General features: G+C 61.2%; 24 protein-coding genes. All 24 read right to left on the bottom strand.

The features are described 5' to 3' along the window. Positions 1-91: 91 nt before the first annotated feature. The gene (gene pnp, locus G359_RS01090; RefSeq protein ID WP_045834621.1) at positions 92-2,299 is read right to left on the bottom strand and encodes a polyribonucleotide nucleotidyltransferase; all 2,208 of its coding nucleotides are present in this window, start codon (positions 2,297-2,299) and stop codon (positions 92-94) included. A gap of 172 nt (positions 2,300-2,471) precedes the next feature. Continuing rightward, positions 2,472-2,753 carry a 30S ribosomal protein S15 gene (gene rpsO, locus G359_RS01085; protein ID WP_045834620.1) on the bottom strand — a complete coding sequence of 94 codons (282 nt, stop codon included), beginning with the start codon at positions 2,751-2,753 and terminating at the stop codon, positions 2,472-2,474. A gap of 198 nt (positions 2,754-2,951) precedes the next feature. Next, positions 2,952-3,875, bottom strand: a complete 924-nt coding sequence (gene truB / locus G359_RS01080) for a tRNA pseudouridine(55) synthase TruB (protein ID WP_045834619.1) — start codon at positions 3,873-3,875, stop codon at positions 2,952-2,954. Between the two features lies 1 nt (position 3,876). Next, positions 3,877-4,278: a 30S ribosome-binding factor RbfA gene (rbfA, locus tag G359_RS01075; protein WP_045834618.1), complete on the bottom strand. Its 402-nt coding sequence runs from the start codon at positions 4,276-4,278 to the stop codon at positions 3,877-3,879. A gap of 15 nt (positions 4,279-4,293) precedes the next feature. Beyond that, entirely contained in the window at positions 4,294-4,845 is a 552-nt protein-coding gene (locus G359_RS01070) for a YcxB family protein (RefSeq protein ID WP_045834617.1), read from the bottom strand. Between the two features lie 147 nt (positions 4,846-4,992). Then, positions 4,993-7,809, bottom strand: a complete 2,817-nt coding sequence (gene infB, locus G359_RS01065; RefSeq protein ID WP_045834616.1) for a translation initiation factor IF-2 — start codon at positions 7,807-7,809, stop codon at positions 4,993-4,995. Between the two features lie 18 nt (positions 7,810-7,827). Next, positions 7,828-8,520 (bottom strand): RNA-binding protein, encoded by a 693-nt coding sequence (locus G359_RS01060; protein ID WP_045834615.1) that lies wholly within the window; start codon positions 8,518-8,520, stop codon positions 7,828-7,830. A gap of 33 nt (positions 8,521-8,553) precedes the next feature. Then, positions 8,554-10,197, bottom strand: a complete 1,644-nt coding sequence (gene nusA, locus G359_RS01055; protein ID WP_045834614.1) for a transcription termination factor NusA — start codon at positions 10,195-10,197, stop codon at positions 8,554-8,556. A 4-nt stretch (positions 10,198-10,201) separates the two neighbouring features. Beyond that, positions 10,202-10,840: a ribosome maturation factor RimP gene (rimP, locus tag G359_RS01050; protein WP_045834613.1), complete on the bottom strand. Its 639-nt coding sequence runs from the start codon at positions 10,838-10,840 to the stop codon at positions 10,202-10,204. A 125-nt stretch (positions 10,841-10,965) separates the two neighbouring features. Further along, positions 10,966-11,631: a tRNA (guanosine(46)-N7)-methyltransferase TrmB gene (trmB, locus tag G359_RS01045; protein WP_045834612.1), complete on the bottom strand. Its 666-nt coding sequence runs from the start codon at positions 11,629-11,631 to the stop codon at positions 10,966-10,968. 82 nt (positions 11,632-11,713) lie between these two features. Beyond that, positions 11,714-12,919 (bottom strand): methionine adenosyltransferase, encoded by a 1,206-nt coding sequence (metK, locus tag G359_RS01040; protein ID WP_045834611.1) that lies wholly within the window; start codon positions 12,917-12,919, stop codon positions 11,714-11,716. Between the two features lie 211 nt (positions 12,920-13,130). Further along, positions 13,131-13,598, bottom strand: coding sequence for a helix-turn-helix domain-containing protein (locus G359_RS01035; RefSeq protein ID WP_045834610.1), 468 nt, complete (start codon positions 13,596-13,598; stop codon positions 13,131-13,133). 112 nt (positions 13,599-13,710) lie between these two features. Beyond that, entirely contained in the window at positions 13,711-15,336 is a 1,626-nt protein-coding gene (lnt, locus tag G359_RS01030; RefSeq protein WP_052699135.1) for an apolipoprotein N-acyltransferase, read from the bottom strand. Next, positions 15,336-16,361 (bottom strand): hemolysin family protein, encoded by a 1,026-nt coding sequence (locus tag G359_RS01025; RefSeq protein WP_245279889.1) that lies wholly within the window; start codon positions 16,359-16,361, stop codon positions 15,336-15,338. The genes lnt and G359_RS01025 overlap by 1 nt, the downstream gene beginning before the upstream one ends. Before the next feature lie 20 nt (positions 16,362-16,381). After that, a complete protein-coding gene (ybeY, locus tag G359_RS01020; protein WP_045834608.1) occupies positions 16,382-16,894 on the bottom strand; it encodes an rRNA maturation RNase YbeY in 513 nt (170 codons plus the stop codon). Between the two features lie 4 nt (positions 16,895-16,898). Continuing rightward, entirely contained in the window at positions 16,899-17,894 is a 996-nt protein-coding gene (locus G359_RS01015) for a PhoH family protein (RefSeq protein WP_045837504.1), read from the bottom strand. A 138-nt stretch (positions 17,895-18,032) separates the two neighbouring features. Continuing rightward, positions 18,033-19,382, bottom strand: coding sequence for a tRNA (N6-isopentenyl adenosine(37)-C2)-methylthiotransferase MiaB (miaB, locus tag G359_RS01010; RefSeq protein WP_045834607.1), 1,350 nt, complete (start codon positions 19,380-19,382; stop codon positions 18,033-18,035). A 71-nt stretch (positions 19,383-19,453) separates the two neighbouring features. Further along, entirely contained in the window at positions 19,454-20,332 is an 879-nt protein-coding gene (locus tag G359_RS01005; protein WP_045834606.1) for a lysophospholipid acyltransferase family protein, read from the bottom strand. A gap of 8 nt (positions 20,333-20,340) precedes the next feature. After that, positions 20,341-20,796: a Fur family transcriptional regulator gene (locus G359_RS01000; protein ID WP_045834605.1), complete on the bottom strand. Its 456-nt coding sequence runs from the start codon at positions 20,794-20,796 to the stop codon at positions 20,341-20,343. 90 nt (positions 20,797-20,886) lie between these two features. Further along, positions 20,887-21,396 carry a ribosomal protein S18-alanine N-acetyltransferase gene (gene rimI / locus G359_RS00995; RefSeq protein ID WP_052699134.1) on the bottom strand — a complete coding sequence of 170 codons (510 nt, stop codon included), beginning with the start codon at positions 21,394-21,396 and terminating at the stop codon, positions 20,887-20,889. Beyond that, positions 21,393-22,091 carry a tRNA (adenosine(37)-N6)-threonylcarbamoyltransferase complex dimerization subunit type 1 TsaB gene (gene tsaB / locus G359_RS00990; protein WP_045834604.1) on the bottom strand — a complete coding sequence of 233 codons (699 nt, stop codon included), beginning with the start codon at positions 22,089-22,091 and terminating at the stop codon, positions 21,393-21,395. The genes rimI and tsaB overlap by 4 nt, the downstream gene beginning before the upstream one ends. Positions 22,092-22,105: 14 nt before the next feature. Next, positions 22,106-22,696, bottom strand: a complete 591-nt coding sequence (locus tag G359_RS00985; protein ID WP_045834603.1) for a malonic semialdehyde reductase — start codon at positions 22,694-22,696, stop codon at positions 22,106-22,108. A gap of 72 nt (positions 22,697-22,768) precedes the next feature. After that, a complete protein-coding gene (locus G359_RS00980) occupies positions 22,769-23,323 on the bottom strand; it encodes a NifU family protein (protein WP_045834602.1) in 555 nt (184 codons plus the stop codon). 118 nt (positions 23,324-23,441) lie between these two features. Continuing rightward, the gene (locus G359_RS00975; RefSeq protein WP_245279887.1) at positions 23,442-23,963 is read right to left on the bottom strand and encodes a universal stress protein; all 522 of its coding nucleotides are present in this window, start codon (positions 23,961-23,963) and stop codon (positions 23,442-23,444) included. Positions 23,964-23,990: the final 27 nt, after the last annotated feature.

Genomic DNA, 23,990 nt, shown 5'->3' with positions numbered 1-23,990 from the left:
GAGACGCGATGAGCGATTGATGTGAGTGCCAATAAAAAAAGCCGCCGGATCGATGATCCGGCGGCTTTCGCAATTCTTGACGTGCGACGCCTTAGTTGCGTTCGCGACGCGGGCCACGCGAGCGATCACCACCGCGGTTACCCTCACGGCGTGGCGGACGGCTTTCGAAGACTTCTTCCGGCTCGCCTTCGGCGCGCGGAATTTCCTGGCCGGTCGTCTGATCGACGATCTTCATCGACAGGCGCGTCTTGCCGCGATCATCGAAGCCCAGAAGCTTGACGTATACTTCCTGACCTTCCTTCACGACTTCGCCGACGGTCTCAGGACGTCCCTGGGACAGCTGCGAAATGTGAACGAGGCCGTCCTTCGAGCCGAAGAAGTTCACGAATGCGCCGAACTCCATGATCTTCACGACCTTGCCCTTGTAGATCTGGCCGACCTCAGGCTCGGACGTGATACCGCGGATGCGGGCGAGTGCCTTTTCGATCGACTCGCGATTTGCCGACGCGATCTTCACCGTGCCGTCGTCCTCGATGTCGATCTTGGCGCCGGATTCGGCAACGATCTCGCGGATGACAGAGCCGCCGGAGCCGATGACTTCGCGGATCTTGTCGACCGGGATCTTGATCGTTTCGATGCGCGGCGCGTACTCGCCGAGCTCGGTGCGGGCACCCGTCAGCGCCTTCGACATTTCGCCGAGGATGTGGAGACGACCCTCCTGCGCCTGATCGAGAGCGATGCGCATGATCTCTTCGGTGATGCCGGTGATCTTGATGTCCATCTGCAGCGACGTGACACCCTTGTCGGTGCCGGCCACCTTGAAGTCCATGTCGCCGAGGTGATCTTCATCGCCGAGGATGTCGGAGAGCACGACGAACTCGTCGCCTTCCTTGATCAGACCCATCGCGATACCGGCGACCGGCGACTTCAACGGTACGCCCGCGTCCATCAGAGCGAGAGAGGAACCGCAGACCGTCGCCATCGACGAGGAACCATTCGACTCGGTGATCTCAGAGACGACGCGGAGCGTGTAGGGGAACTCTTCCTGCGACGGCAGCATCGGATGGATCGCGCGCCAGGCGAGCTTCCCGTGACCGATTTCGCGGCGCCCGGGCGAACCCATGCGGCCAACTTCACCGACCGAGTATGGCGGGAAGTTGTAATGCAGCAGGAAGCGCTCTTTCTTCGTGCCTTCGAGGCTGTCGACGAACTGCTCGTCTTCACCGGTGCCGAGCGTCGCGACGACGAGCGCCTGCGTTTCGCCACGCGTGAAGAGGGCCGAGCCGTGCGTGCGCGGCAGGACGTGAACTTCCGAGAGGATCGGACGGACCGTTCTCAGGTCGCGTCCGTCGATGCGCCGCTTCGTCTTCAAGACGTCGCCACGCATGATGTCCATCTCGAGCGACTTGAATGCGTCGCTGAGAAGAACCTTCTCGTCGGGATTGTCGGCCGGAATGGCGATGCCTTCGCTGATGGCCTTCTTGGCTGCAGAGACGAGGTCCTGGCGCTTGCCCTTTTCCTTCGTCGAGAATGCTTCCTTGAGGGTCGCCTCGGCGATTTTCTTGACGTCGGCAGCGTACTTCGCCTTGTCGGGGATCTTGATATCCCACGGTTCCTTGGCGGCCTTCTCGGCGAGCTTGATGATCGCCTGGATGACGGGCTGCATGTGCTTGTGGCCGAACATGACGGCTTCGAGCATCTGCGACTCGGGCAATTCCTGGGCTTCCGATTCGACCATCATCACGGCGTCATTCGTGCCGGCGACGACGAGATCAAGCTTGCTGTCCTTCATCTCATCGACCATCGGGTTCAGCACGAACTCGTTGTTGATGAGGCCGACGCGCGCGCCAGCAATCGGTCCGAGGAACGGCAGGCCCGAAAGCGTCAGCGCCGCGGAAGCCGCGACCATGCCGAGGATGTCGGGATCGTTTTCGAGATCGTGCGAGAGGACGGTTACGACAACCTGCGTCTCGTTCTTGAAGCCATCGACGAACAAGGGGCGGATCGGACGGTCGATCAGGCGAGACGTCAGCGTCTCTTTCTCGCTCGGACGGCCTTCGCGCTTGAAATATCCGCCAGGGATCTTGCCGGCGGCGTACGTGCGTTCCTGATAATTCACGGTCAGCGGGAAGAAATCGATGCCGGGCTTGGCAGAGCGGGCGCCGACGACGGTCGCGAGCACTGTGGTGTCGCCGTACTGCGCCATGACGGCAGCATCCGCCTGGCGGGCATAGTGGCCGGTCTCGAGCTTCAGCTTTCGGCCACCCCAATCAATTTCGACGCGATGGATGTCAAACATGTTCAATCTTTCGTTTTCGCTTTTCTGTTCGGTCGGTCAGCCCGCCGGCCTCATGCCGGGCGAGCGCTATTGGCGCCGGCGCTAGGCAAGCGCCGGCGGCTTTTCTTGTTTATCGATTCGTGTGACTGGCCATCGGCCTGTCCTGACTGAAGCGCTGAAATGAGCGCGCGAATTAACGGCGGATGCCGTTCTTCTCGATAATCTTCTGATAACGAGCGTTGTCCTTGGCCTTCACGTAGTCGAGCAACTGCCGGCGCTGGCTGACCATCTTGAGAAGGCCGCGGCGCGAGTGGTTGTCTTTCTTGTGCAGCTTGAAGTGCTCGGTCAGCTCGTTGATGCGATGCGTGAGCACGGCGATCTGAACTTCCGGCGAGCCAGTGTCGTTGGCCTTGGTTGCGCTGTCTTTGATGACGGCCGTCTTCGCCACACGCCTGTGCGGTGCTACCTGCGACATCGAATTCTCCTTTCAGATTTGGAGTTTGGATCAAGCGGCGCCAGCCGGGATGTCGTCCAGCTGGGTCGCAAACGAAAGCCGCGCGGAAACCCGAGGCCCGCGCGGACGGGCTACTTATACACGAATGCCCGCCAAAGGCGAGTTTAGATTCAAGGCGAAATACTTCTTACTCTTCAGAGCGTTAAGGCGAATCGCCGTTTAGCTGCCGAGATTGAAGACGCGGGTCGGGTGAAGCGCGCCCTTGGCGAGTTCGCCGAGCGCGACAAGCCGGCCCTTGGAGGTCGCATAGGCGGGCCCTGTCAAAACCGGAGCATCGCGACCGCGGATCAACACGGTCTGACCCCGTGCAAGGGTCGCGGCGTCGCTTTGCGAGACGAGCAGCTCCGGCAAATCGGCGAGCGCCGACTCGACGGGCAAAAGGTATTTCGCCACCTCATCGGGATCGCCCGACTCGGCTGCCGCAAGGAGCGTCTCCAGCGCCACAGCGCGGCTTTCGTCGAAGGGGCCCACCTGTGTGCGGCGAAGCGCGATCACGTGGCCGTAGCAACCCAGGATGCGTCCCATGTCACGCGCGAGCGCGCGCACATATGTGCCTTTGCCGCAGCGGGCTTCGAAGACGCTCGTCGCCTCATCGGGCATGTCGACGAGAGACAGGCTCTCGATGAACACGGGACGCGGCTCGATCACGACCGTCTCGCCGCTGCGCGCAAGATCGTAGGCGCGCTCGCCGGCGATCTTGATCGCCGAGTATGCGGGCGGCGTCTGCATGATCTCGCCGTGGAAGCGCGGCAACAGTGCTTCGATGTCGGCGCGCGCTGGGCGATTGTCGCTGGTTTTCGCGACGGCGCCTTCGGTGTCGTCGGTATCGGTCTCCGCGCCCCAGCGGACCGTGAAGCGGTAGGCTTTTTCCCCGTCGACCGCGAAGGAGACGGTTTTCGTTCCTTCGCCGAGCGCGATCGGAAGAATGCCGGTTGCGAGCGGATCTAACGTACCCGAATGCCCGGCCTTCTGCGCGTTAAACGCGCGGCGCACCGCGGCGACGGCTTGCGTCGATGTCATGTTGATCGGCTTGTCGAGGATGAGCCAGCCGTGAACGGCGTTGCCTTTTTTGCGTCGTGCCATGTTATTTCTTCTGGGTATCCTGACGAACTCTGTCGCTGTCGAGAAGACGATCGATGCGCGTCGCTTCTTCGAATGTTTCATCTTCGCGGAAGCGAAGATCGGGCGCGTAACGGAGATTGAGCGTTTTCGCGACTTCGGCGCGGATGTACTTTTTATTCCGCGTCAATGCTTCGATGACCGGTCTGATGTCGTTGCCGCCGAGCGGCATGACGTAGACGGTTGCGAGTTTCAGATCCGGTGTCAGACGAACTTCCGGAATGGTGATGACGTGCGATGCGAGCACGTCATCGTGAATGTCTCCGCGGGAGAGCATTTCGGCGAGCTTGTGTCTGACGAGTTCGCCAATGCGCAACATGCGTTGCGACGGCGCCTTCGCGGGGCTCGATTTGGTTTTGGATCGCATTGCTAAATTCCTCGCTCAGGCATCGCTGTCGGCTCTGCGCGATAGCGTTTCTGATAAATCGGCGAATGCGCGCATGTCAGCAACCGAATGAAAGGCGCGCAGCGGCACAATGACCGCGTTTCGCGGCGTCAGGCATAGAAATACGTGCGCGGGCGTATCGATTACGCGGGCGACGGCATTCCATCCGAGAGTTTGCGCCGGTTTGTCGGCGCTGATTTTCAGATGATCTTCGTAAACGTCGATTTCAGTATCACCGTGAGGAAGCTCGGTCCGCGCAATGCGCCAATAGGTGAGCAGCGTCAAGGCGAGACTGAAGGCTGTAAAGCCTATCGCCCCAGCGATGATTGCAAAAATGATTTGGCGATAGCCTGCGAGCTTTTCCGGCACGAGGCCATCGAGTTGCTCTTCGAAAAGCGCCAGCGCCACGCCGCAAGCGAAGACTGTTGCGAAAAATGCAAGCGTTCCGGATCGCGTAAGTTCGCGCGGCAAACGCTCGTACGCTCCGATGTCGTCGCGCGTGAGGCGAAAGCTTAGCCGCAGCGGCAGCTTGATCGTCTGATCTGTCATGTGCCGACCGCCGCAGGATTGGACCGCGCGCGGCCTCTTTCATTCGAATTGAACAAACACTTCAGCTCGAAGAGCGAAGCAGACTTGGTGTCAACGGAGCTACGCCGCGCGGGGGGACGTACCCCGCGCGGGCGACTTCTTTGGCGATTAGAGCGATCTCGCGATCGTCTCGACCTGGAAGCACTCGATCTGGTCGCCTTCGCGGATGTCCTGGTAGTTCGCGAAGGACATGCCGCATTCCTGGCCGGCCGTGACTTCTTTGACGTCGTCCTTGAAGCGCTTGAGGATCGACAGTGTGCCTTCGTGGATGACGACGTTGTCGCGCAGCAGGCGAACCTTGGCGCCGCGCTCGACCTTGCCTTCGGTGACGACGCAACCTGCAACCTTGCCAGCCTTCGTGATGGTGAAGACCTGCTTGATCGTGGCGTAGCCGAGGAAGATTTCGCGCTTCGTCGGAGCCAGAAGACCCGACATCGCCGCCTTCACCTCATCCACGAGATCGTAGATGATATTGTAGTAGCGGATCTCGACGCCTTGAGCGTCAGCTGCCTGTTTCGCCTGCGCATTGGCGCGGACGTTGAAGCCGATGACGACGGCCTTTGCCGCAGCTGCGAGCGCGATATCGGATTCGGTGATGCCACCGACGCCCGAATGCACGAGGCGCGCTTCGACTTCGTCGTTGCCGACTTTCTTCAGTGCGCCAACGATGGCTTCGAGTGAGCCCTGCACGTCGCCCTTGACGACAAGCGGGAATTCCTTCCGGCCAGCGTCCTTGAGCTGCTGCATCATCTGCTCGAGCGAGCTCTTCGTACCGGCCGAGCCCAACGTCTCGCGACGCTTTCTGACGCGATAATCGGTCAGCTCGCGGGCGCGCGCCTCGTTCTCGACGACGGCGAACTGATCGCCTGCTTCAGGAGCGGAGTCGAAGCCCAGCACCTCGACAGGAACCGAAGGTCCGGCCGATTGAATGTTCGCGCCGTGGTCATTGAGGAGCGCGCGAACGCGTCCCCATGCCATGCCGGCCACGATGATGTCGCCGACGTGCAGCGAGCCACGCTGAACGAGAACGGTGCCGACAGGGCCACGACCGCGTTCGAGCTTTGCTTCGATGACGACGCCTTCAGCCGTACGCGCCGGGTTGGCGCGAAGGTCGAGGATTTCCGCCTGCAGATGGATCGCTTCCAACAGCTTGTCGAGGTTGGTGCGCTTCAATGCCGAAACTGGAATTTCGAGCGTATCGCCGCCCATGCTTTCAACGACGATCTCGTGTGAAAGCAGTTCGGTGCGGACACGGTTCGGGTCCGCCTGCGGTTTGTCGATCTTATTGATCGCGACGATGATCGGCACCTTGGCGGCCTTGGCGTGATTGATCGCCTCGACCGTCTGCGGCATGACACCGTCATCAGCGGCGACGACGAGCACGACGATGTCCGTGACCTTCGCGCCGCGCGCACGCATGGCCGTAAAGGCTTCATGGCCCGGTGTGTCGATGAACGTGATCTTGTCGCCGTTCGGCGCCGTTACCTGATAAGCGCCGATGTGCTGGGTGATGCCGCCGGCCTCACCCGACACGACGTTCGTCGAGCGGATTGCGTCGAGCAACGACGTTTTGCCGTGGTCGACGTGACCCATGATCGTGACGACGGGTGCGCGATGTTCGAGCGCCGTGTCGTCGACATCCTTGTCGCCGACGAAACCGATTTCAACGTCGGCTTCCGAGACGCGCTTGGGCGTATGGCCGAACTCTTGAACGATGAGCTCTGCCGTATCCGCGTCCAAGACGTCGGTGATCTTATGCATCGCGCCTTGCTGCATCAGATACTTGATGAGGTCGACGGCGCGCTCCGCCATACGGTTGGACAATTCCTGGATGGTGATGGCTTCAGGAATGGTGACCTCGCGCGAGATTTTTTCGCGGGTCTGCTGAATGCCCATCGCCTTGAGCTTTTCTTTCTCGCGCTTGCGCTTGAGAGAGGCGAGCGAGCGAACCTGAGCTTCGCGGTCGAAGTTCGTGATCGTCAGCTTCTGGCGCTGACGGCCGTCGTCCTGAACCTTGACGGCGGGACGGGGAATCTTGACGCCGCCCGGGCCGCGCTTGACGCGATCGTCCTCTTCGACCTGCTCGCGCGCCACGACGGGCGGCCTGACGGGACGCGTCGGCTTCTCGATCGTCGTTGAATCGGCAGCGGGAGCGCCACGGCGTGCGGGCACCGGCAACTCGATCTCGCGCGGACGACCGGCTTCGCCACGAGGCATGAAAGCGGTGTTCGTCGGACGATTGGCCGTTCTTTGGAATTGCGGGCGGCCGCCGTCTCCGCGCGGCGAAGGTGCGGGACCGGAGTCGCGACGATGATCTCGCTGCGGAGCGTTATGGTCGCGAGGCTGTACGCGATTGTCGCGTGCGACGGGCGCGGATGGCGCCGGAGAAGCTTGCGGCGCAGGTGCCGGTGCAGGTGCTGCTGCTGCTGCGGTAGCAGCGGCAGCGGGAGGCGCTGCGGCGGCAATGGGCTCGCTCGGCGCCGGCTGCGGTTGAGCCTCGGCGCGCGGCTGCGGCTCAGGCGGACGTGGAACCGGCTCGAAGCGAACAGGCTCAACTTCTACCGGACGGCTCGCGTCATCGGCGCGTGCGGCGGCCAGCGCTCGCTCGCGTGCTGCGCGTTCCTCGTTCGAGAGGACGCGGCCAGCGGATCGCTCGCTTGCACTCGGCTGAGGATGTGTCGGCTGCGGTGAGATGCGCGACGGTGCGGGCTTCTCGATCGTAACCGTCGCGGCCGGTGCGTTGATCGGCTGCTCGCCTTCGCCGCCGAGCTTCCTCGTTTTCTTCTTTTCGACCACCACGGATTTGGAGCGCCCGTGGCTGAAGTTCTGCCGCACATGGCCAGACTCGACCGTTCGCTGCAGCGACAGCGGCTTGCGCGCTCCGACCCGGATGGTCTTATCGGTCTGGTCGTTCGAATCCGTCATGCGTTATCCGTTCAGCCTTCAGCTAGATAGTTCAGAAAATTCGTCGTTGGCCACTGGGGTGGCCCCAATCGCAGAAGACCGGTAGCGCAGAAGCCGCTCCGCTTCCTCCAGAAACCGATCCGACAGTCCTCCGGGTGTGAGGGCAGCATGTACCACACTTTCACGCCCAATGGCCAAGCTCATTTGCGCAATGGTCAGAACATCGACGATTGCCGCAGGAGCACCCCGGCTGGCCTGAATTGCCTTGTATTTTCGATCAATTTTCGAGCGGCCGTCCTGGGCCGCATCGGAGCCATGAAGTACTGCTCTTACCGGCCCCTTCTCAAGAGCCGCGTTAATTTTCTCGAATCCGGCAATGACGCGGCCCGCCTTGTTGGCGAGAGACAGCGTTCCGGCCACGCGCTTAACGATAAGATCATCTACCCGTTCTGCAAGATCTGCAGGGGCTTCGGCCTTAATTTTAAGGCTTTTTGCAAAGGCGTGTGTCGCAACCGCCTTTTCGACGAGACGCCTGTCGCAACCGACCCAGACCCCGCGACCCGGCAAGCGCCGGTCGAGATCCGGGACGATTATTCCGTCCGGCGACAAAGCGAAGCGGATCAGGTTTTCCGGATCAAGCGCTTGCCGCGTGACGGCGCACAGCCGTTCGGAGCCCGAGACGGAGCCATGCTCCGTCCGATCCCGCGTAGGCCGATTTTGCCGCTTCACCATCACGCGCGTTTGTCGCCTCTCCGGTCATTCCCGTCAGCCTTCGACGCCGACGCTACCGGTCTCGGCAGCTTCGGTTTCGTCGTCGCCTGCAGGCTTTGCAATATCTTCAGCTTTGATCCAGCCGGCGTGAACGCGCGCGGCCATGATCATGTTTTCGACGTCGGTTCTCGAAAGCTCGAAGCCATCGAGGAAACCCTTGTGACGCTGCGCGTCGCTGTCTTTTTCTTTGTCTTTCTTGCGCTCGGTCCAACCGACAAGTTCATCGGTCGCGCAGTCGGCGAAATCTTCGACGGTTTTGATGCCGTTTTCACCGAGTGCGACCATCATTGCGGTGGTGATGCCCGGGATTTCGGCCAACTCGTCGGCAACGCCAAGCTCGCGGCGCTTCGCATCGCGCTCGGCTTCCTGCTGCTCGAGATATTCACGGGCGCGGCTCTGGATCTGCTCGGCCGTGTTCTCGTCAAAGCCTTCGATATGGGCGATTTCAGCAATATCGACGTATGCGACTTCCTCGATCGTCGCGAAGCCTTCGGTGACGAGAAGCTGGGCGATGACCTCGTCCACATCGAGCGAATCCATGAGGAGCTGCGTGCGCTCGGCGAATTCCTTCTGGCGGCGCTCGCTCTCTTCCTGTTCGGTCAGAATGTCGATGTCCCAGCCGGTCAACTGTGAGGCAAGGCGCACGTTCTGGCCACGGCGGCCGATCGCGAGCGACAACTGCGCTTCGGGAACGACGACTTCGATGCGGTTTGAATCTTCGTCGAGCACGACCTTGGTGACTTCAGCGGGCGCCAACGCGTTGACGATGAAGCTCGCCGCGTCGGGGTTCCACTGAATGATGTCGACCTTCTCGCCCTGGAGCTCGTTGACGACGGCCTGCACGCGCGCGCCGCGCATACCGACGCAGGCGCCGACCGGATCGATGGAAGAATCCTTCGAAATCACCGCGATTTTTGCGCGGCTTCCCGGATCACGGGCCACCGACTTGATCTCGACGACACCGTCGTAGATTTCAGGAACTTCGGCGCGGAACAGCATCGACATGAATTCGGGCCGGGCGCGCGTCAGAAAGATTTGCGGGCCGCGCTGCTCGCGGCGGACTTCGTAGATGTAAGCGCGGATGCGATCGCCGAGACGGACGTTTTCACGCGGGATCATCTCATCACGACGGATGATGCCTTCAGCGCGGCCGAGATCGACGATGACGTTGCCGTATTCGACGCGCTTCACGGTGCCGTTGATGACGTCGCCGGTGCGGTCCTTGAATTCGGAGAACTGGCGGTCGCGTTCGGCCTCGCGGACCTTCTGGACGATGACCTGCTTGGCATTCTGAGCGGCGACGCGGCCGAATTCCAAGGGCGGAAGCGTTTCGGCGATCATGTCGCCGGCTTTGGCGTCCGGATTGCGCTTCTTGGCGTCTTCGACGGTGATCTGCGTTGCGTCGTTTTCGACTTCATCGACGACGGCGAGGACGCGCGTCAGCTTCGCTTCGCCCGTCTTCGGATCGATCTCGCAGCGGATGTCATTCTCGGCTCCATAGCGCGACTTCGCAGCCTTCTGGATGGCGTCTTCCATCGCTTCGATGACAATCTTCTTGTCGATCGTCTTTTCGCGCGCGACGGCGTCTGCAATTTGCAGAAGCTCGAGCCGGTTGGCACTGATGCCTGCCATGGCCATAGGTTCAATCCTCCAGGTCGTCTTCGTCGAGTTCGGCACCGTCACCGGGCCGCGTGGAATGGCGTTCTTTGGCGCGTTGCAGTGCTTCGCGAATGAGTTCGTCGGTCAGCACGAGCTTGGCGTCCGCGATCAGATGGACGGGCAGGCCGAGGTGCTGAACACCATGCTCGCCGGTATCGGTTTTGATTCTTACTTCTCCGTCCTCGAAACCTTCGAGCACGCCCTTGAACCTTTTACGACCGTCGATCGGTTCGTTGAGCTCTATTCTCGCTTCGTGTCCAGACCAATCCTCGAAATCGCTCGGGCGAACGAGTGGGCGGTCGATGCCGGGAGAAGAAACTTCAAGGCGATAGGCACCCGAAACCGGATCGTTGACATCGAGCACGGGCGAAAGGGCTTTCGAGATCGCTTCGCAGTCATCGACGTTGATCGAGCCGTCGGGGCGTTCGGTCATGAGCTGGACGGTGCGATCGCGGCCGTCGCCCTGGATCTTTACGCGCACCAGGCGGAAGCCCAGGTCTTCGAGCACCGGCTCGACGACAGCTGCAACGTCGGCCGCAAGACCGGTCTCGCGCAAAAAGCGGCCGGTGTCGGAACCCTGTTCCGATGGCGAGCCAGCGTCGTGGGCGATGGTGTCCTGCAAGGGCGTTCCTGTGTTTAAAGTTCGTCCGGAGCGGGCCTTGCGGTCCACTCTCTATCGGATCGTCGTTTTATTGGAATAGACGCTAAATAGGCGAGATTTGGCTTTCGCGCAAGGCTCGGCAGCGGCTATTGGCGCAGAAACCGGAAATAATAGCGCCGCCGGCCCTCGCGGACGGCTTTCGCCTCGTAGCGCGTTTCCGGCCAGTCGAGCGGGCGCTCGCGCCAGTCGGCGGGGCTCGATGCTTGCCAGGAAAAGGCCGGTTCTACGCCAAAAGCTTCAAGCATTGTGCGAGCATAATCGCCGATGTCTGTGCCGATCCGCAGCTCTGCGCCCGGCCGCATCACGTGGGCCAGCAGCTTCAGCAGGGAAGAATTAACCAGCCGGCGCTTTCGGTGCTTTCGCTTCGGCCAGGGGTCGGGAAAGAGGACGAAAGCGCGATCGATGGAGTTCGGGGCCATCGATTTCAGAATTTCGCGCACGTCATCCATGTGAATGCGGATGTTCCGCAGCTTCTCTTCGGTGACGGCGGTCAGGACCTTGATCACGCCGTCCTCGAACGGTTCGCAGCCGATCAGTGCAACGCCCGGGTTCTGGCGCGCCTGCCACAGAAGATGCTCGCCCCCTCCGAAGCCGATTTCGAGCCACGTCTGTTCGAAGCCGGTTGGAGGATTTGCCGGATCGAAGGCGAGGCGGGGCAGATCTTCGCGCAACAATGCGGCTTGGCGCGCGCTCGGCTTTCGCCCGCGTCTGCGCCCGAAGGATCTGAGTTCGTGGTCGTCGTCGCCCGACATTCGCGCGCTACATCACATCAAAAAAAGAAAGGCGGCCGTTTCATCAGCCGCCTTTGTATCTCAGAGGCCCGGCTCGTAATCGTCAGGAAACGGCCTTGGCGATCTTGGCTGCAAGGTCCGTCTTCTCCCAGGAGAAGCCGCCATCCTTGTCGGCTGGACGGCCGAAATGTCCATAAGCGGACGTACGGGAATAGATCGGCTTGTTGAGGTCGAAGTGGCTGCGGATGCCGCGCGGCGTCAGATCCATGACTTCGCCCAAGGCTTTTTCGATTGCGGCTTCGTCGACTTTGCTGGTGCCGTGGGTGTCGACGTAGATCGACAAGGGCTTGGCGACGCCGATCGCATACGAAAGCTGGATCGTGCAGCGGTCAGCGATGCTGGCTGCGACGACGTTCTTTGCGAGGTAACGCGCAGCGTAGGCGGCCGAGCGGTCAACCTTCGTCGGATCCTTGCCGGAGAACGCTCCGCCGCCGTGGGGCGCTGCGCCACCGTAGGTATCGACAATGATCTTGCGGCCGGTCAGTCCGGTGTCACCATCGGGACCGCCGATGAAGAATTTTCCGGTCGGGTTGATGTGCCAAACGGTATCTTTGCTGATCCAGCCCTCGGGAAGTGCGGCGCGCACGTAGGGCTCGATGATGTCGCGAACCTGGCGCGAGCTCAGGTCTTCGACGATGTGCTGGTGAGAGACGACGATCTGCGTAACGCCAACGGGTTTGCCGTTCTCGTAGCGGACGGTCACCTGGCTCTTGGCGTCGGGGCCGAGCTTGGCGGCGTCACCCTGCTTGGCTTTGCGGGCGACTGCGAGGTCGCGCAGAATTTTGTGTGCGTAGTAGATCGGCGCCGGCATCAGTTCCGGCGTTTCGTTGCAGGCATAGCCGAACATGATGCCCTGGTCGCCCGCGCCTTCTTCCTGGTTCGTCGGCTGCTTGGCGTCGACACCCGCAGCGATGTCGGCCGACTGCGAGTGCAACAGAACTTCGATGTTGCAGTTCGCCCAGTGGAAGCCTTCCTGCTCGTAGCCGATGTCTTTGATGGCGGCGCGCGTCAGTTCCTCAATGGCGGCGACGGTGACGGTCTTGGGTCCGCGCGATTCTCCGGCGATGATGACGCGATTGGTCGTCGCCATCGTTTCGCATGCTGCGCGAATGCCCCAGGGATCGAGGCCTTCCTTGGCGCCTTCGCGATAGAACGCGTCGACGACTTCGTCGGAGATCCGATCGCAGACTTTGTCCGGGTGACCTTCGGAGACGGACTCACTCGTGAATAAGAAGGACTTGCGCGCCACTGTGGCCCCCGTGTTGATAAATTAGGTGTCGGCGATCGTCGCCAATTGACTGTTGATGTCGGCGATCCCGGCCCGATGAAAAGCGCCGGTTTGTCGCAATGTTGGTGGATTCGGTCAAGCCAGAGCGTGCGGATGTTCGCTAAACGGGCCGCGACCTAGCGACCCTTCTGCCAAATCAGAGGCAATAGCGAATATCGCAAAGCGCCTGGCTTCAGCCTTCGTCGCCCGCCAGCGCGCGAACAAGATCCACGATGGACCGGCGCACCTTCGGTTCGGTGATCCGGGCGAAGGCTTTATTCAATTCCAACCCTTCGCGCGTTCCGAGGAAATCGACAACGTAACTTTCGTCGGGCTGCGTTTCCGCAAAGCCCGGCATCGCTACGCTTGCCGCCTGCGCGCCGGATGGCGCTTCGTCGTAGAAAAACTGCACAGGCACGCCAAGAACACGAGCGAGATCGAACAGCCGGCTCGCGCCGATGCGGTTAACGCCCTTCTCGTATTTTTGGACCTGCTGGAAGGTGAGACCCAAATGCTCGCCAAGCTTTTCCTGGCTCATTCCCAGGAGCATGCGCCGGAGCCTGACGCGCGAGCCGACATGGACATCCATGGGGTTTGCGCGACGAGAACCTTTCGGCGATTCTTCGCTTGTGTCGTCTTCTATCGATATTTCGTTCACCATCACGCGTACAGCCACCAGTTCCCATTGAGAAAGGCTATGCACTTCCTAGGTGCGTAGGTGACGGGCGTCAATGTTTGAGCAGTGCCGCGACAAGTTGACTTCAACACTTTGATTAACGGCCATTTTTCCCGAGCCGGACAGCAAGCCCCGCGTAAATTGCGAGAATGATCGCCAAGGTCCAGTCGCCGAGCCTCGCATAGAGCGGCGGTGTTACGGCCTCAGGCAGGGCGCTGTCGATCGTTCCGCGCACATTCAAACCCAGAGACTGGAGCGCGCGACCGTAGGGGTCGACCACGGCGGAAATGCCGTTATTTGCGGCCCTTACGAGGGGAGCGCCTTCTTCCACGGCGCGGATGCGCGACTGATGGAAATGCTGGTAGGGGCCGGTCGATTCACCAAACCAGCCGTCGTTCGTGACGTTTATCAAAACGCCGGGGCGCGCGGTTCCCTGGACGATATTCCCGGGAAATAGGGCCTCGTAGCAAACTAGCCCTAATGCCGGCGGCAGGCCGGGGATCGTCATCAGCGGGCGCGGTACGCTGCCGACGGCAAACGAGCCTCGTCCATGGGTGAGCTTCTGGATGCCGATGGTGGCGAGCGTTGCTTCCCAGGGTACGTATTCGCCGAAGGGGACGAGATTGATCTTGTCATAGGTCGCCACCGGCTCGGCCCGTTCGTTCAGCACGAGGATGCTGTTGAGCGTGCGCGTATCGGCCCTGGGCGGCGTTCCAGCGGCGGGGGCCGGGTCATGGCGCAGTGCGCCGGTGATGAGGGTCGTTCCCGGCGGCAGGATATTGGCGAGGATGTCGAGCGCCACCGGGGCCTCGAGCGGGAAGAAGGGCATTGCCGCTTCCGGCCAGACGAGGTGCGTGATGCCGGCAAGAGAATCCTTGTCACCGGCTGGATTGGCGAGCGAGAGCGCGACGTGATCATCGAAGATCCGGCGCTGGTATTCCGCCATCCACTTTTCGCGCTGGGGGACGCTTGGTTGAACGATCCTGAGCTTGACGTCCGGGACGAAGGTTTGTGGCGTCGCTAAACGCCATGCGCCGTGGGCCAGGAGAAGAGCGAGAGGGACTGCGGCAAGGGCCGAGGCTTCAACGATCCTTCTGATCGAAAGCGGTTTGTGGCCGTCGCCGAGAACGACGAGAGGCGCCGGGAAGATAAAAAGCGCGATCGCGGTCAGGCCGTAGGCGCCGAAGAGAGCCGCGCTCTGCATCAATGGCAGAGGGTAGGTCAGAGCATAACCGACGAGGTTCCAGGGAAAGCCTGTCAGGATATGGCCGCGCAGCCATTCGGTGAGGCTGAGCGCTATGGCGAAGACGAAGAGGCGGCCAAGGCCTTCGCTCCAGAAGAGACGCGCTCCGGCGGCGGCTATTGCCCAGAACAGCGCCAGTCCCGCGGGGAGCAAAGTCACCGCGAAGGGGAGAAGCCACGCAAACTTGTCGGCTTCGACGAGGAAGGCTTCGCCGATCCAGAACAGATTGAAGAAGAAATAGCCGAAGCCGAAGAGCCACCCGGCGCTAAAGGCACGACGCCAGTCGGGACTGCCGTCGATCAGCCAGACGAAAACCGGCAGCGTCAGAAAGAGGATCGGAAAGGCGAAGATCGGGGCGAATGCCAGCGCGGAAAGACCGCCAGCGGCCAGGGCGATAAGCGCTCGTTTCCAGCCGCGAACGCCCTTGATCCAAGCGCGCGCGCTTGCGATCAGCGGCGGATGTGCGGTTCTTGCCTCCATCACGCCTTCGGCGTTTCAGGCAATGACTTCGCGTTGGTGGCGGGCGGGCGCGGTGGGTGAATTTTGAGCTTCTTCACGCGGCGCGGATCGGCATCGAGAACCTCGAACTCGACGCCAGTCGGATGCCGGATCAGTTCGCCGCGCGCCGGTACGCGCCCGAGCATCGAGAAGATCAGACCGCCGATGGTATCGACTTCGGTTTCTTCGTCGTCGGGCACGAGTTTCACGCCCAGATGCTTTTCGAGTTCTTCGATCGGGGTGCGGGCGACGGCGACGATGCCGAGCTTCGGATCGACGACGATATTGGTTTCTTCATCGTCGTCGTGCTCGTCTTCGATGTTGCCGACGACCTGTTCGATCAGATCCTCAATGGTGACGAGGCCGTCGGTGCCGCCGTATTCGTCAACGACAAGCGCCATGTGAATGCGCGTCGACTGCATGCGGATCAGCAAATCGACTGCGGGCATTGACGGAGGCACATAGAGAATCTGCCGGCGGATTTTCACCGACGTGATGGGGCGGCTCAAATCGACGCTTCTGAGATCGAACTGGTTGAGCGAAGGTTTCTCGGCTTCCTGATCGGCCTTGGTGCCTTTGACGGGTTGTCCCGTTGCTTCCGCCATCAACCAGCGAAGCACATCCTTGATGAGAATCATGCCGCGCGGATCATCGAGCGTTTCGCGGAAGAGTGGAATGCGGGAGACGCCTGCCTCGTTGAAGGTTGCAAGAAGCTCCGAGATCGGCTCGTCTTCGTCGAGCGCCGTGATATCGGCGCGCGGGATCATCAGCGACGCGACGCGGCTCGAGCCGAAGCGGAGAAGCCGCTCGAGCATCTTGCGTTCGGCGTCGGTGAAGTTCTCGGAGGTGCCGGTTTTGAGCGCGCCTTCCAGCGCGTCGCGGACGTTCTGGGGCACTACGAGGCCGAGCTTGGCGCGAAGCGCTTGCAGCCATCCGTGTGCGCCCAAAGGCTGACTATCGTCGTCTAGGGTGTCGGACACTGTCTTACGATGTGTGTTGTCGGTCATGGCCATGGGTGGGAACCCGGTCAGTCACTTGTACCGGTTTCCAGAGCGCCCGTGTAGGGATTTGCAACGCCCAATTTCGAAAGTATTTCAATTTCAATGGCTTCCATGCGTTCGGCGTCAGCCGTCGTTTCGTGATCATAGCCTAAAAGATGCAGCACGCCATGCACAACCAGATGCTGCAGGTGATGTTCGAAGGGGACGCCCTGTTCGTCTGCTTCGCGTTCGACGGTTTCCAACGCGATGATGATATCGCCGAGCTGGCCATCGGACGCACCGTTCCCCGCCGGAAAAGACAGCACATTCGTTGGCTTAGCCTTGCCGCGGAATTGTTCATTCAGAGCGGCGACGTTGGCGTCAGAGGATAGGGCAACGGATACGACTGCCGGTTGAAGGCCGTCGCCCGCTCGCTCGAAGGCCGCGCGGGCAGCGTCGTCGATGAGACTGTCGAGATTGCTGATGCGCGACCAGTCTCCGTCGTCTTCGACGATCTCCACCTCGAAGACGTTCTCTGGGGCCTGTTGTGAAGCGGGCATGGGCTTATTTGGGTCGCTCGTAGGCATCGACGATTTTGGCGACGAGATCACGGCGCACGATATCGCTGGCCTCGAACCTCACGATCGAAATGTCATCGACCTTGTCGAGTATATCGACGGCTTCGACGAGGCCAGACTTCGTACCCGGCGGCAGATCGATCTGAGACGGATCACCCGTCACCACCATTTTCGAACCTTCGCCGATACGCGTCAAAAACATCTTCATCTGCATGCTCGTCGTATTCTGCGCTTCGTCGAGAATGACGAAGGCATTGGCGAGCGTGCGGCCGCGCATGAAGGCCAACGGCGCGACTTCGATGACGCCTGTTTCGATATCGCGCTCGACCTTTTCAGGCGGCAGAACATCATAAAGCGCATCATAAAGCGGCCGGAGATAGGGATCGACCTTGTCGCGCATGTCGCCCGGCAGAAAGCCGAGGCGCTCACCAGCTTCGACAGCTGGACGCGAAAGAATGATGCGCTCGACCATTCCGCGCTCGAGGCAGTGGGCTGCGAACGCAACGGCAATGTAGGTTTTGCCGGTGCCGGCCGGACCGAGACCAAACACGAGGTCATGCTTTTCGATGGCGCGCATATAGGTGCTTTGCGTCGGCGTGCGGGCCTTGACCACGCGACGGCGCGTGGCGATCTGGGCTTGGCCGTCGGAAGACGTTCCTTCGGCGCGTGCGTGACGGATCAGCCCGTCGATATCGCCGGGTCCGATCGTTTCGCCTTTGGTAATTCTGTGATAGAGGCGCTCCAAGACGCTGCGAGCATTAGCGCAGGAATTGGCGGTTCCCGTCAGAATGACGACGTTGCCGTGGGCATGCGCGTCGATGCCCAATCGATCTTCTATAAGAGCCAGGTGGCTATCGTATTCCCCAAGCAGCTGCGTCAGCAGCCGATTGTCTTCAAAGGGTACAACGACGCGAGCATCTTCAAGCTCCGGCTTGTTGGGCCGTCTCGATGCCGACGCGGAGGACCCGCGGAATGCTGCCAATCCTGACACTCCCTTGCTGGTTGCTCTTCTTCCCGTATCTCTCAAATCGAATCGATGATCCACGTTAGCATGCGACAAACAGGTTCGGCACGCGCAGGTGTGGTTAACGCACAGCCGTCCTCAAGCATTATAACTCGTTTATGCTGCGGAAATGACACCTGACAGGCTGACGCGCCGGGTTTCCGTAACCTTGACGTCCGCCGTTTGGCCCGTGAGATCTCCGTCTCCCGCCGCATATATGAGCTGTAGATAGGGTGTCCTGCCGACGAATTCACCTGGCTCGCGCCCGCGACGTTCAAACAGCACCGGGATGGTGTTTCCCAGCACCTGTGAGTTGAAGGCCAGCTGCTGTTCTTCCAGCAGTGCCTGCAGCCGCTGCAACCTCTCGGCCTTCACGTCCTCGGGGACTTGGACTTCGATCCCGGCGGCGGGCGTTCCGGGGCGGGGGCTGTATTTGAACGAAAACGCCTGAGCGAAACCGACCGCCTTTACGAGCGCGATCGTTTCTTCAGCGTCCTCATCCGTTTCGCCGGGGAAGCCGACGATGAAATCGCTCGAAAGGGCGATATCGGGGCGTGCTTCGCGGACGCGGGCGATCAGATCGACATATTCCGCCGCTCGATGCTTGCGGTTCATGGCGGCGAGCATCCGGTCGGAGCCCGACTGGATGGGCAAGTGCAGAAAAGGCATCAGCTGCGGCACCTCGGCGTGCGCGGCGATCAGGTCGTCGCTCATGTCACGCGGGTGGCTCGTCATGTAGCGGATGCGTTCGATGCCATCGATCTCCGCTAAGCGGCGGATCAATTCCGCGAGCCCGACGGTGCGGCCCACTGGGCCTTCGCCGTGATAGGCGTTGACGTTCTGGCCGAGGAGAACGAGTTCCTTGGCGCCGGCAGCGGCGAGTTCGCGGGCTTCGGCTTCGAGTTTCGAGACAGGCCGCGAAAACTCAGCGCCACGCGTATAAGGCACGACGCAGAACGTGCAGAACTTGTCGCAACCTTCCTGGACGGTGAGAAACGCCGAAGGTGATGAGACCCGGCGCGGCGCCTTCATCGCAGCGAATTTTTCGTCGCCCGGAAACTCCGTTTCGACGATGCTCTCGCTGTTGGTTTCGGCGCGCGCGATGAGTTCTGGCAGGCGATGATAGCTCTGCGGTCCGATGACGAGATCGACGGCTGGCTGGCGCGCCGTAATCTCGGGCCCTTCGGCTTGTGCAACGCATCCGGCGACCGCGATCACCGTTTCCTTACCGTCGCGCTTGCGTGCGTCTTTGATGACGCGGATTCGTCCGAGGTCCGAATAGACTTTCTCGGCTGCCTTCTCGCGGATGTGACACGTATTCAGGATCACCAGATCGGCTTTGGCGACGTCGTCGGTCTCGCTATAGCCGTCGCGCGCCAAGGCCTCCGCCATACGCTCGCTGTCGTAGACGTTCATCTGACAGCCGAACGTCTTCAGAAAGTATGATTTAGGGTTTGCGCGCTGCACGTGATTGACTGGCCGAAACGGGTCTTTTTGCTAATGGGCTTGGGGGAAGCGCATAGCATAGAAAGCCGCGGTTATGTCCATTTCTCGCTGCGGACCTGCGGCAAAGCGAGCTTCTTGCGGCGGTTTTCCTGGGTCGGTTCGACCGGGATGAGGCCCGGGTCCTCGGGGCGGCCGCGGAGGATGCCAAGAACGGCGGTCCGGATGGCGCGCTCGGTCTTCAACGCCAGATCCTTGCGGTCCTTGAATTCGCTCAGGGGAACGGGTGGGCTGACCTTGATCGTGACGGTAATCGGGCCGGATCGGAGCACGCCCCAGGCATGCGACGTCATTTCCATGTCACCATACCAGCCGATGCGCGGGCGGTCGGCTCGAGTCAATGGAATACCGCGGACGTGCGTATAGACCACGGCGGCGGTCTGGACGACGACCTGCGGCTCCGGTGCGCTTTCGCCGGAGACCGCACCGAACAGGGAAGTCTTGAACGGCAACACGCGATTGCCATCGCTCGACGTGCCTTCGGCAAAGAGCACGATCGTGTCGCCCTGTTTCAGCCGCCCCATGATCTCGGCTGCGGCATCGCCGGTCGCCTGCCGCCGGGTCCGATCGACGAAGACCGAGCGCTGGAGCCGCGCCAAGGCGGAGACGAAGGGCCAGCCGCCGACTTCGAGCTTTGCGACGAATGAAACCGGCGCCAGAGCCGAGAGGACGGGAATGTCGAGCCAGGACGTGTGATTGCAAACCAGCAGAACAGGCGCGTTTTCAACGACCGCGCCATCAATCTCGAGCGAAATGCCGAGGATGCGGCAGACCTGACGATGGTACCAATTGGGAAAGCGCCTCGCCGCCTTAGGCGACGCTTTCAGCAGGAGCGCCTGCACCGGCATCAACGGCAGCGTGAAGCCAAGAAATGCTGCGAGCACGGCTGAGGCGCGAAGTGAGCCGTTTGCCATAGCGTTCGCTAGCCTCTCCGGCTGGAAGACTTTTTCTTTGCCAGCGGTACGCCATAGAGTTCCAACCGATGGCCGACAAGCTCGAAACCGAGTTCGCGCGCGATGCGGTCCTGCAAGGCCTCGATGTCGGAGTTCGAGAATTCGATGACGCGGCCGCTTTCGATGTCGACGAGATGATCGTGATGCTCGCGCGGCGCCGCCTCGTAGCGCCCGCGGCCGTGGCCGAAATCGTGCCTCTCGAGAATGCCCTTCGCGGAGAAAAGCTTAAGCGTGCGGTAGACCGTCGAGAGCGAAATCCTGGAATCGATCGTGTGGGCGCGCCGATGCACCTCTTCGACATCGGGATGGTCGGTGGCAGAGGAGAGCACCTGAGCGATGACGCGCCTTTGGCCCGTCATTCGCAGTCCGCATTCCGCGCATCGCGATTCGATTGATGACTCGGATTTCGCGGACGGCAGGGTCATGGCGGTGTTAGGCTTTTGGCTTAAGGACGACTATTCCCCGTCGCCGGAGTATGGGCGCCTTATAGGCAGTGGCAAGGCTGAACGTCTATATCAGCTCGGTTGTCCCGGCTCTTCGAGTGCCAAGACGAGCGTCAAGGCATCGACAGGCGCACTGCCAGGGCGCTGATAATAGCGCTTTCGCCGCCCGGCTTCGACAAATCCCAGCTTGCGATAAAGGGCTAGGCCTGCCGCGTTGTCCTCTGCAACTTCGAGGAAAATGCGCTTGGCACCGCCGCGGCGTGCGGCGCGCGACAGACCTTCGAGAAGTCCGGTCGCTAGTCCTACACGCTGCCAGTCCGGTGAGACGCCGATCGACAGGATCTCGGCTTCGTCGGCGGCGAGCTGGCCGATCACGAAGGCGATGACCGCTTTCTTCTGTCCCCCGGCGACGGCGATCAGTGAGGTCGCGGCCGGATGCTCCAGAAGCGATTTGATCGCGGCCGTATCCCAGGGCGGGTCGAAAAGTTTGGTGTGCAGAGCCGCGATTTCTTCGGCTCGATCAGGCGCCGCCCAAAGCATGCTCGCATGCCTCAAATTCCGGAACGGCGTGACATTCGTCATACGCCGGCTCCGATAAATGGGCTCGGCGCTGGGGGCTTGGCATCGGGCGCCCGCAGATAAAGCGGTTTAACCGTTTCAGTCAGCGGGAGTTCGCAGGCGGGGAACAGCATGTCGAGCGCGTCAGGCAGGAGATCGGGCAGGATCGCCGTTGCCTCGATGCCTTGGCGACCGGCTTCGACTGCCAGTTGCTCGGCGCCGGAGCCTGCGATGACAATGGGCCCAAGTCCCAGCAATTTGGCGGCGGCCGGAATTGCCGCACACTGTGCTTCGACGACAGTTTGCATCGAGTGCCGATCAAAAATTTCGAAATAGACCTCGCCTCGCCGTGCGTCGGTTGCGATGGCGATGCGTTTCGTCGGAGCCGCTGGAATGCGCGCGCTCATTGCCATCAATCTCAAGCTTGAAAGCGCGACGAACTGCGCGCCGGTTGCGAGGGCGAGAGCGCGGGCTGCGGAGACGCAAATGCGCGTGCCGGTAAACGTTCCCGGTCCATACGTCACCGCGATACGATCGAGAGATTTGAAATCGAGCCCGGCTTCCGCCATGACCGTTTCGACCATCGGCAGCAAACGCTCAGCGTGCCCCGTTTGCATGGCCTCGTAGGCAAATGAGATGCCGGGTGTCAGGGAACGAAGCCCCCGGCCCGCCGCAGCCGAGCAGGCATCGAAACACGTGTCGAGAGATAGAATATTCATTCCAGGCGGAGCTTTTATATGATCGTGGCGATTTCGTCGAAGCTAAATCGTGGTGAGCGGGGATAGACCCCCGCCGGATCCCCGTACCCCAGATTACAGAGGAAATTCGACTTAATTTCAGTTCCGGTAAAGAACTCGGCGTCTACCCCCGCATTTTGGAAGCCGGACATCGGGCCGCAGTCGAGCCCCAGGGCCCGTGCCGCCAGAATGAAGTACCCGCCTTGAAGTGACCCGTTGCGAAAGGCGGTTGTATCAGCGTGCTGCTTTTTGCCAGTGAACCAGCTTTTAGCGTCAGCCGGCGGATAGAGCTTCGGCAGCGCTTCGTAGAAGTTTAGGTCGTATCCAATGATGGCCGTTACCGGTGCGGCCATCGTCTTATCCACATTTCCGGCGCTGAGATGCGGCTTCAGCCGGGCTTTCGCTTCCGGCGATTTGACGAAGACGAAGCGCGCAGGCGAACAGTTGGCGCTCGTCGGAGCCCATTTCATGTGGTCGACGAGCTGGCGCAGCAGCGCATCGGGCACCTCGCGAGGCTGCCACTTGTTGTTGGTTCGGGCTTTATCGAACAATTGGTCGATTGCAGCACTATCGAGCGGCTCAGCCATTTTTCCTCATCCCTTTGGGGCCCAAATACGAAGAACCCCGCCGAGGCGGGGTTCTGGAGGAGATTTTTAGATTCAGACCGGCTGGACTGCCTGCACGTCCGGGCAGAAATGCTTCAGCAGGTTTTCGATGCCGTGCCGGAGGGTAGCTGTCGAGCTCGGGCAACCCGAGCAGGCGCCGCGCATGTGAAGATAGACGACGCCGTCGCGGAAGCCCGAAAACGTGATATCGCCGCCATCCTGTGCGACAGCCGGCCGCACGCGCGTCTCAAGCAATTCCTTGATCGTCGCGACGGTCTCTTCGTCCTCGGGAGCATAGCTTTCCGCGGCATTGTCGTTGGCGTCTTCGCCTTCGGAGACGGGGGCGCCCGACATGTAGTGCTCCATGATGGCGCCCAGCACCATCGGCTTCAGGTGCTGCCATTCGATGTCGCCCTTGGTGACCGAAATGAAGTCGGACCCAAGAAACACGCCGTCAACGCCGTCGATCGCGAAGAGGCGGGTCGCGAGGGGGGAAGCCGCCGCATCGGTCTTCGAGCGGAAATCGGCGGTGCCGTCAGCGAGAACATCCCGCCCTGGGATGAACTTCAGCGTCGCCGGATTTGGCGTGGCTTCCGTCTGGATAAACATGGTGCCTCACTTCGTGGTCGGAGTTCCACGCGCGCCGTCCTGCGCGGGATAGGTCTCAAATATAGGTAGCGCCTCCGCCTGTGTCGAGATATCGCCCCTGGCCTTCGGGGTGGGGCAATTAGGCCAAAGCCTTGATTTCCGCGAGGGAAAGTTGCCCGGGGACGACCGTCACAGGCACGGCGAAGCCGCCTGTGGCTCGCGCCGTCGCCAAAGATGCCACGAGGGGACCTGGGCCTTTGGCGTCGATCGAGGCGCCGAGGACCAGGATCGCGATGTCTTCGTCCTCGGCGATGAGGCGGTTAATCTCTTCGGCGGAGCGGCCCTCGCGAACGACGTCTTCGGTCTCGACGTTCTCGAAGCCCGCGAGGGCGAGCTTGCGCCGAAAGAGCCGGAACAGCGCCTTGGCCTTCGTCGTCTCTTCGTCCAGCTGCACCTGGTGCGCGCCCGCCCAATGCTGCAACTCGCTTGGCTCGATGACGTAAAGCATGACGAGCAGCCCCGAAGAGCGCTGCACACGGCTTGCCGCGTAATAGAGCGCGCTTTCGACTTCCTGGCTCTCGTCAACGACGATCAGGAACTTGCGGCGATGGCCTTCTTCGAATGAACGGCGAGGTTTCATGGATACGATGCTGCCATTCATCGGCAACCGCCGCAACGGTCAGCATAG

This window comes from Hyphomicrobium sp. 99 (assembly GCF_000384335.2).
GTDB lineage: Bacteria > Pseudomonadota > Alphaproteobacteria > Rhizobiales > Hyphomicrobiaceae > Hyphomicrobium_B.
The sequence above is the reverse complement of the archived record's forward strand: the minus strand, read 5'-3'. Positions and strand labels throughout refer to the sequence as shown.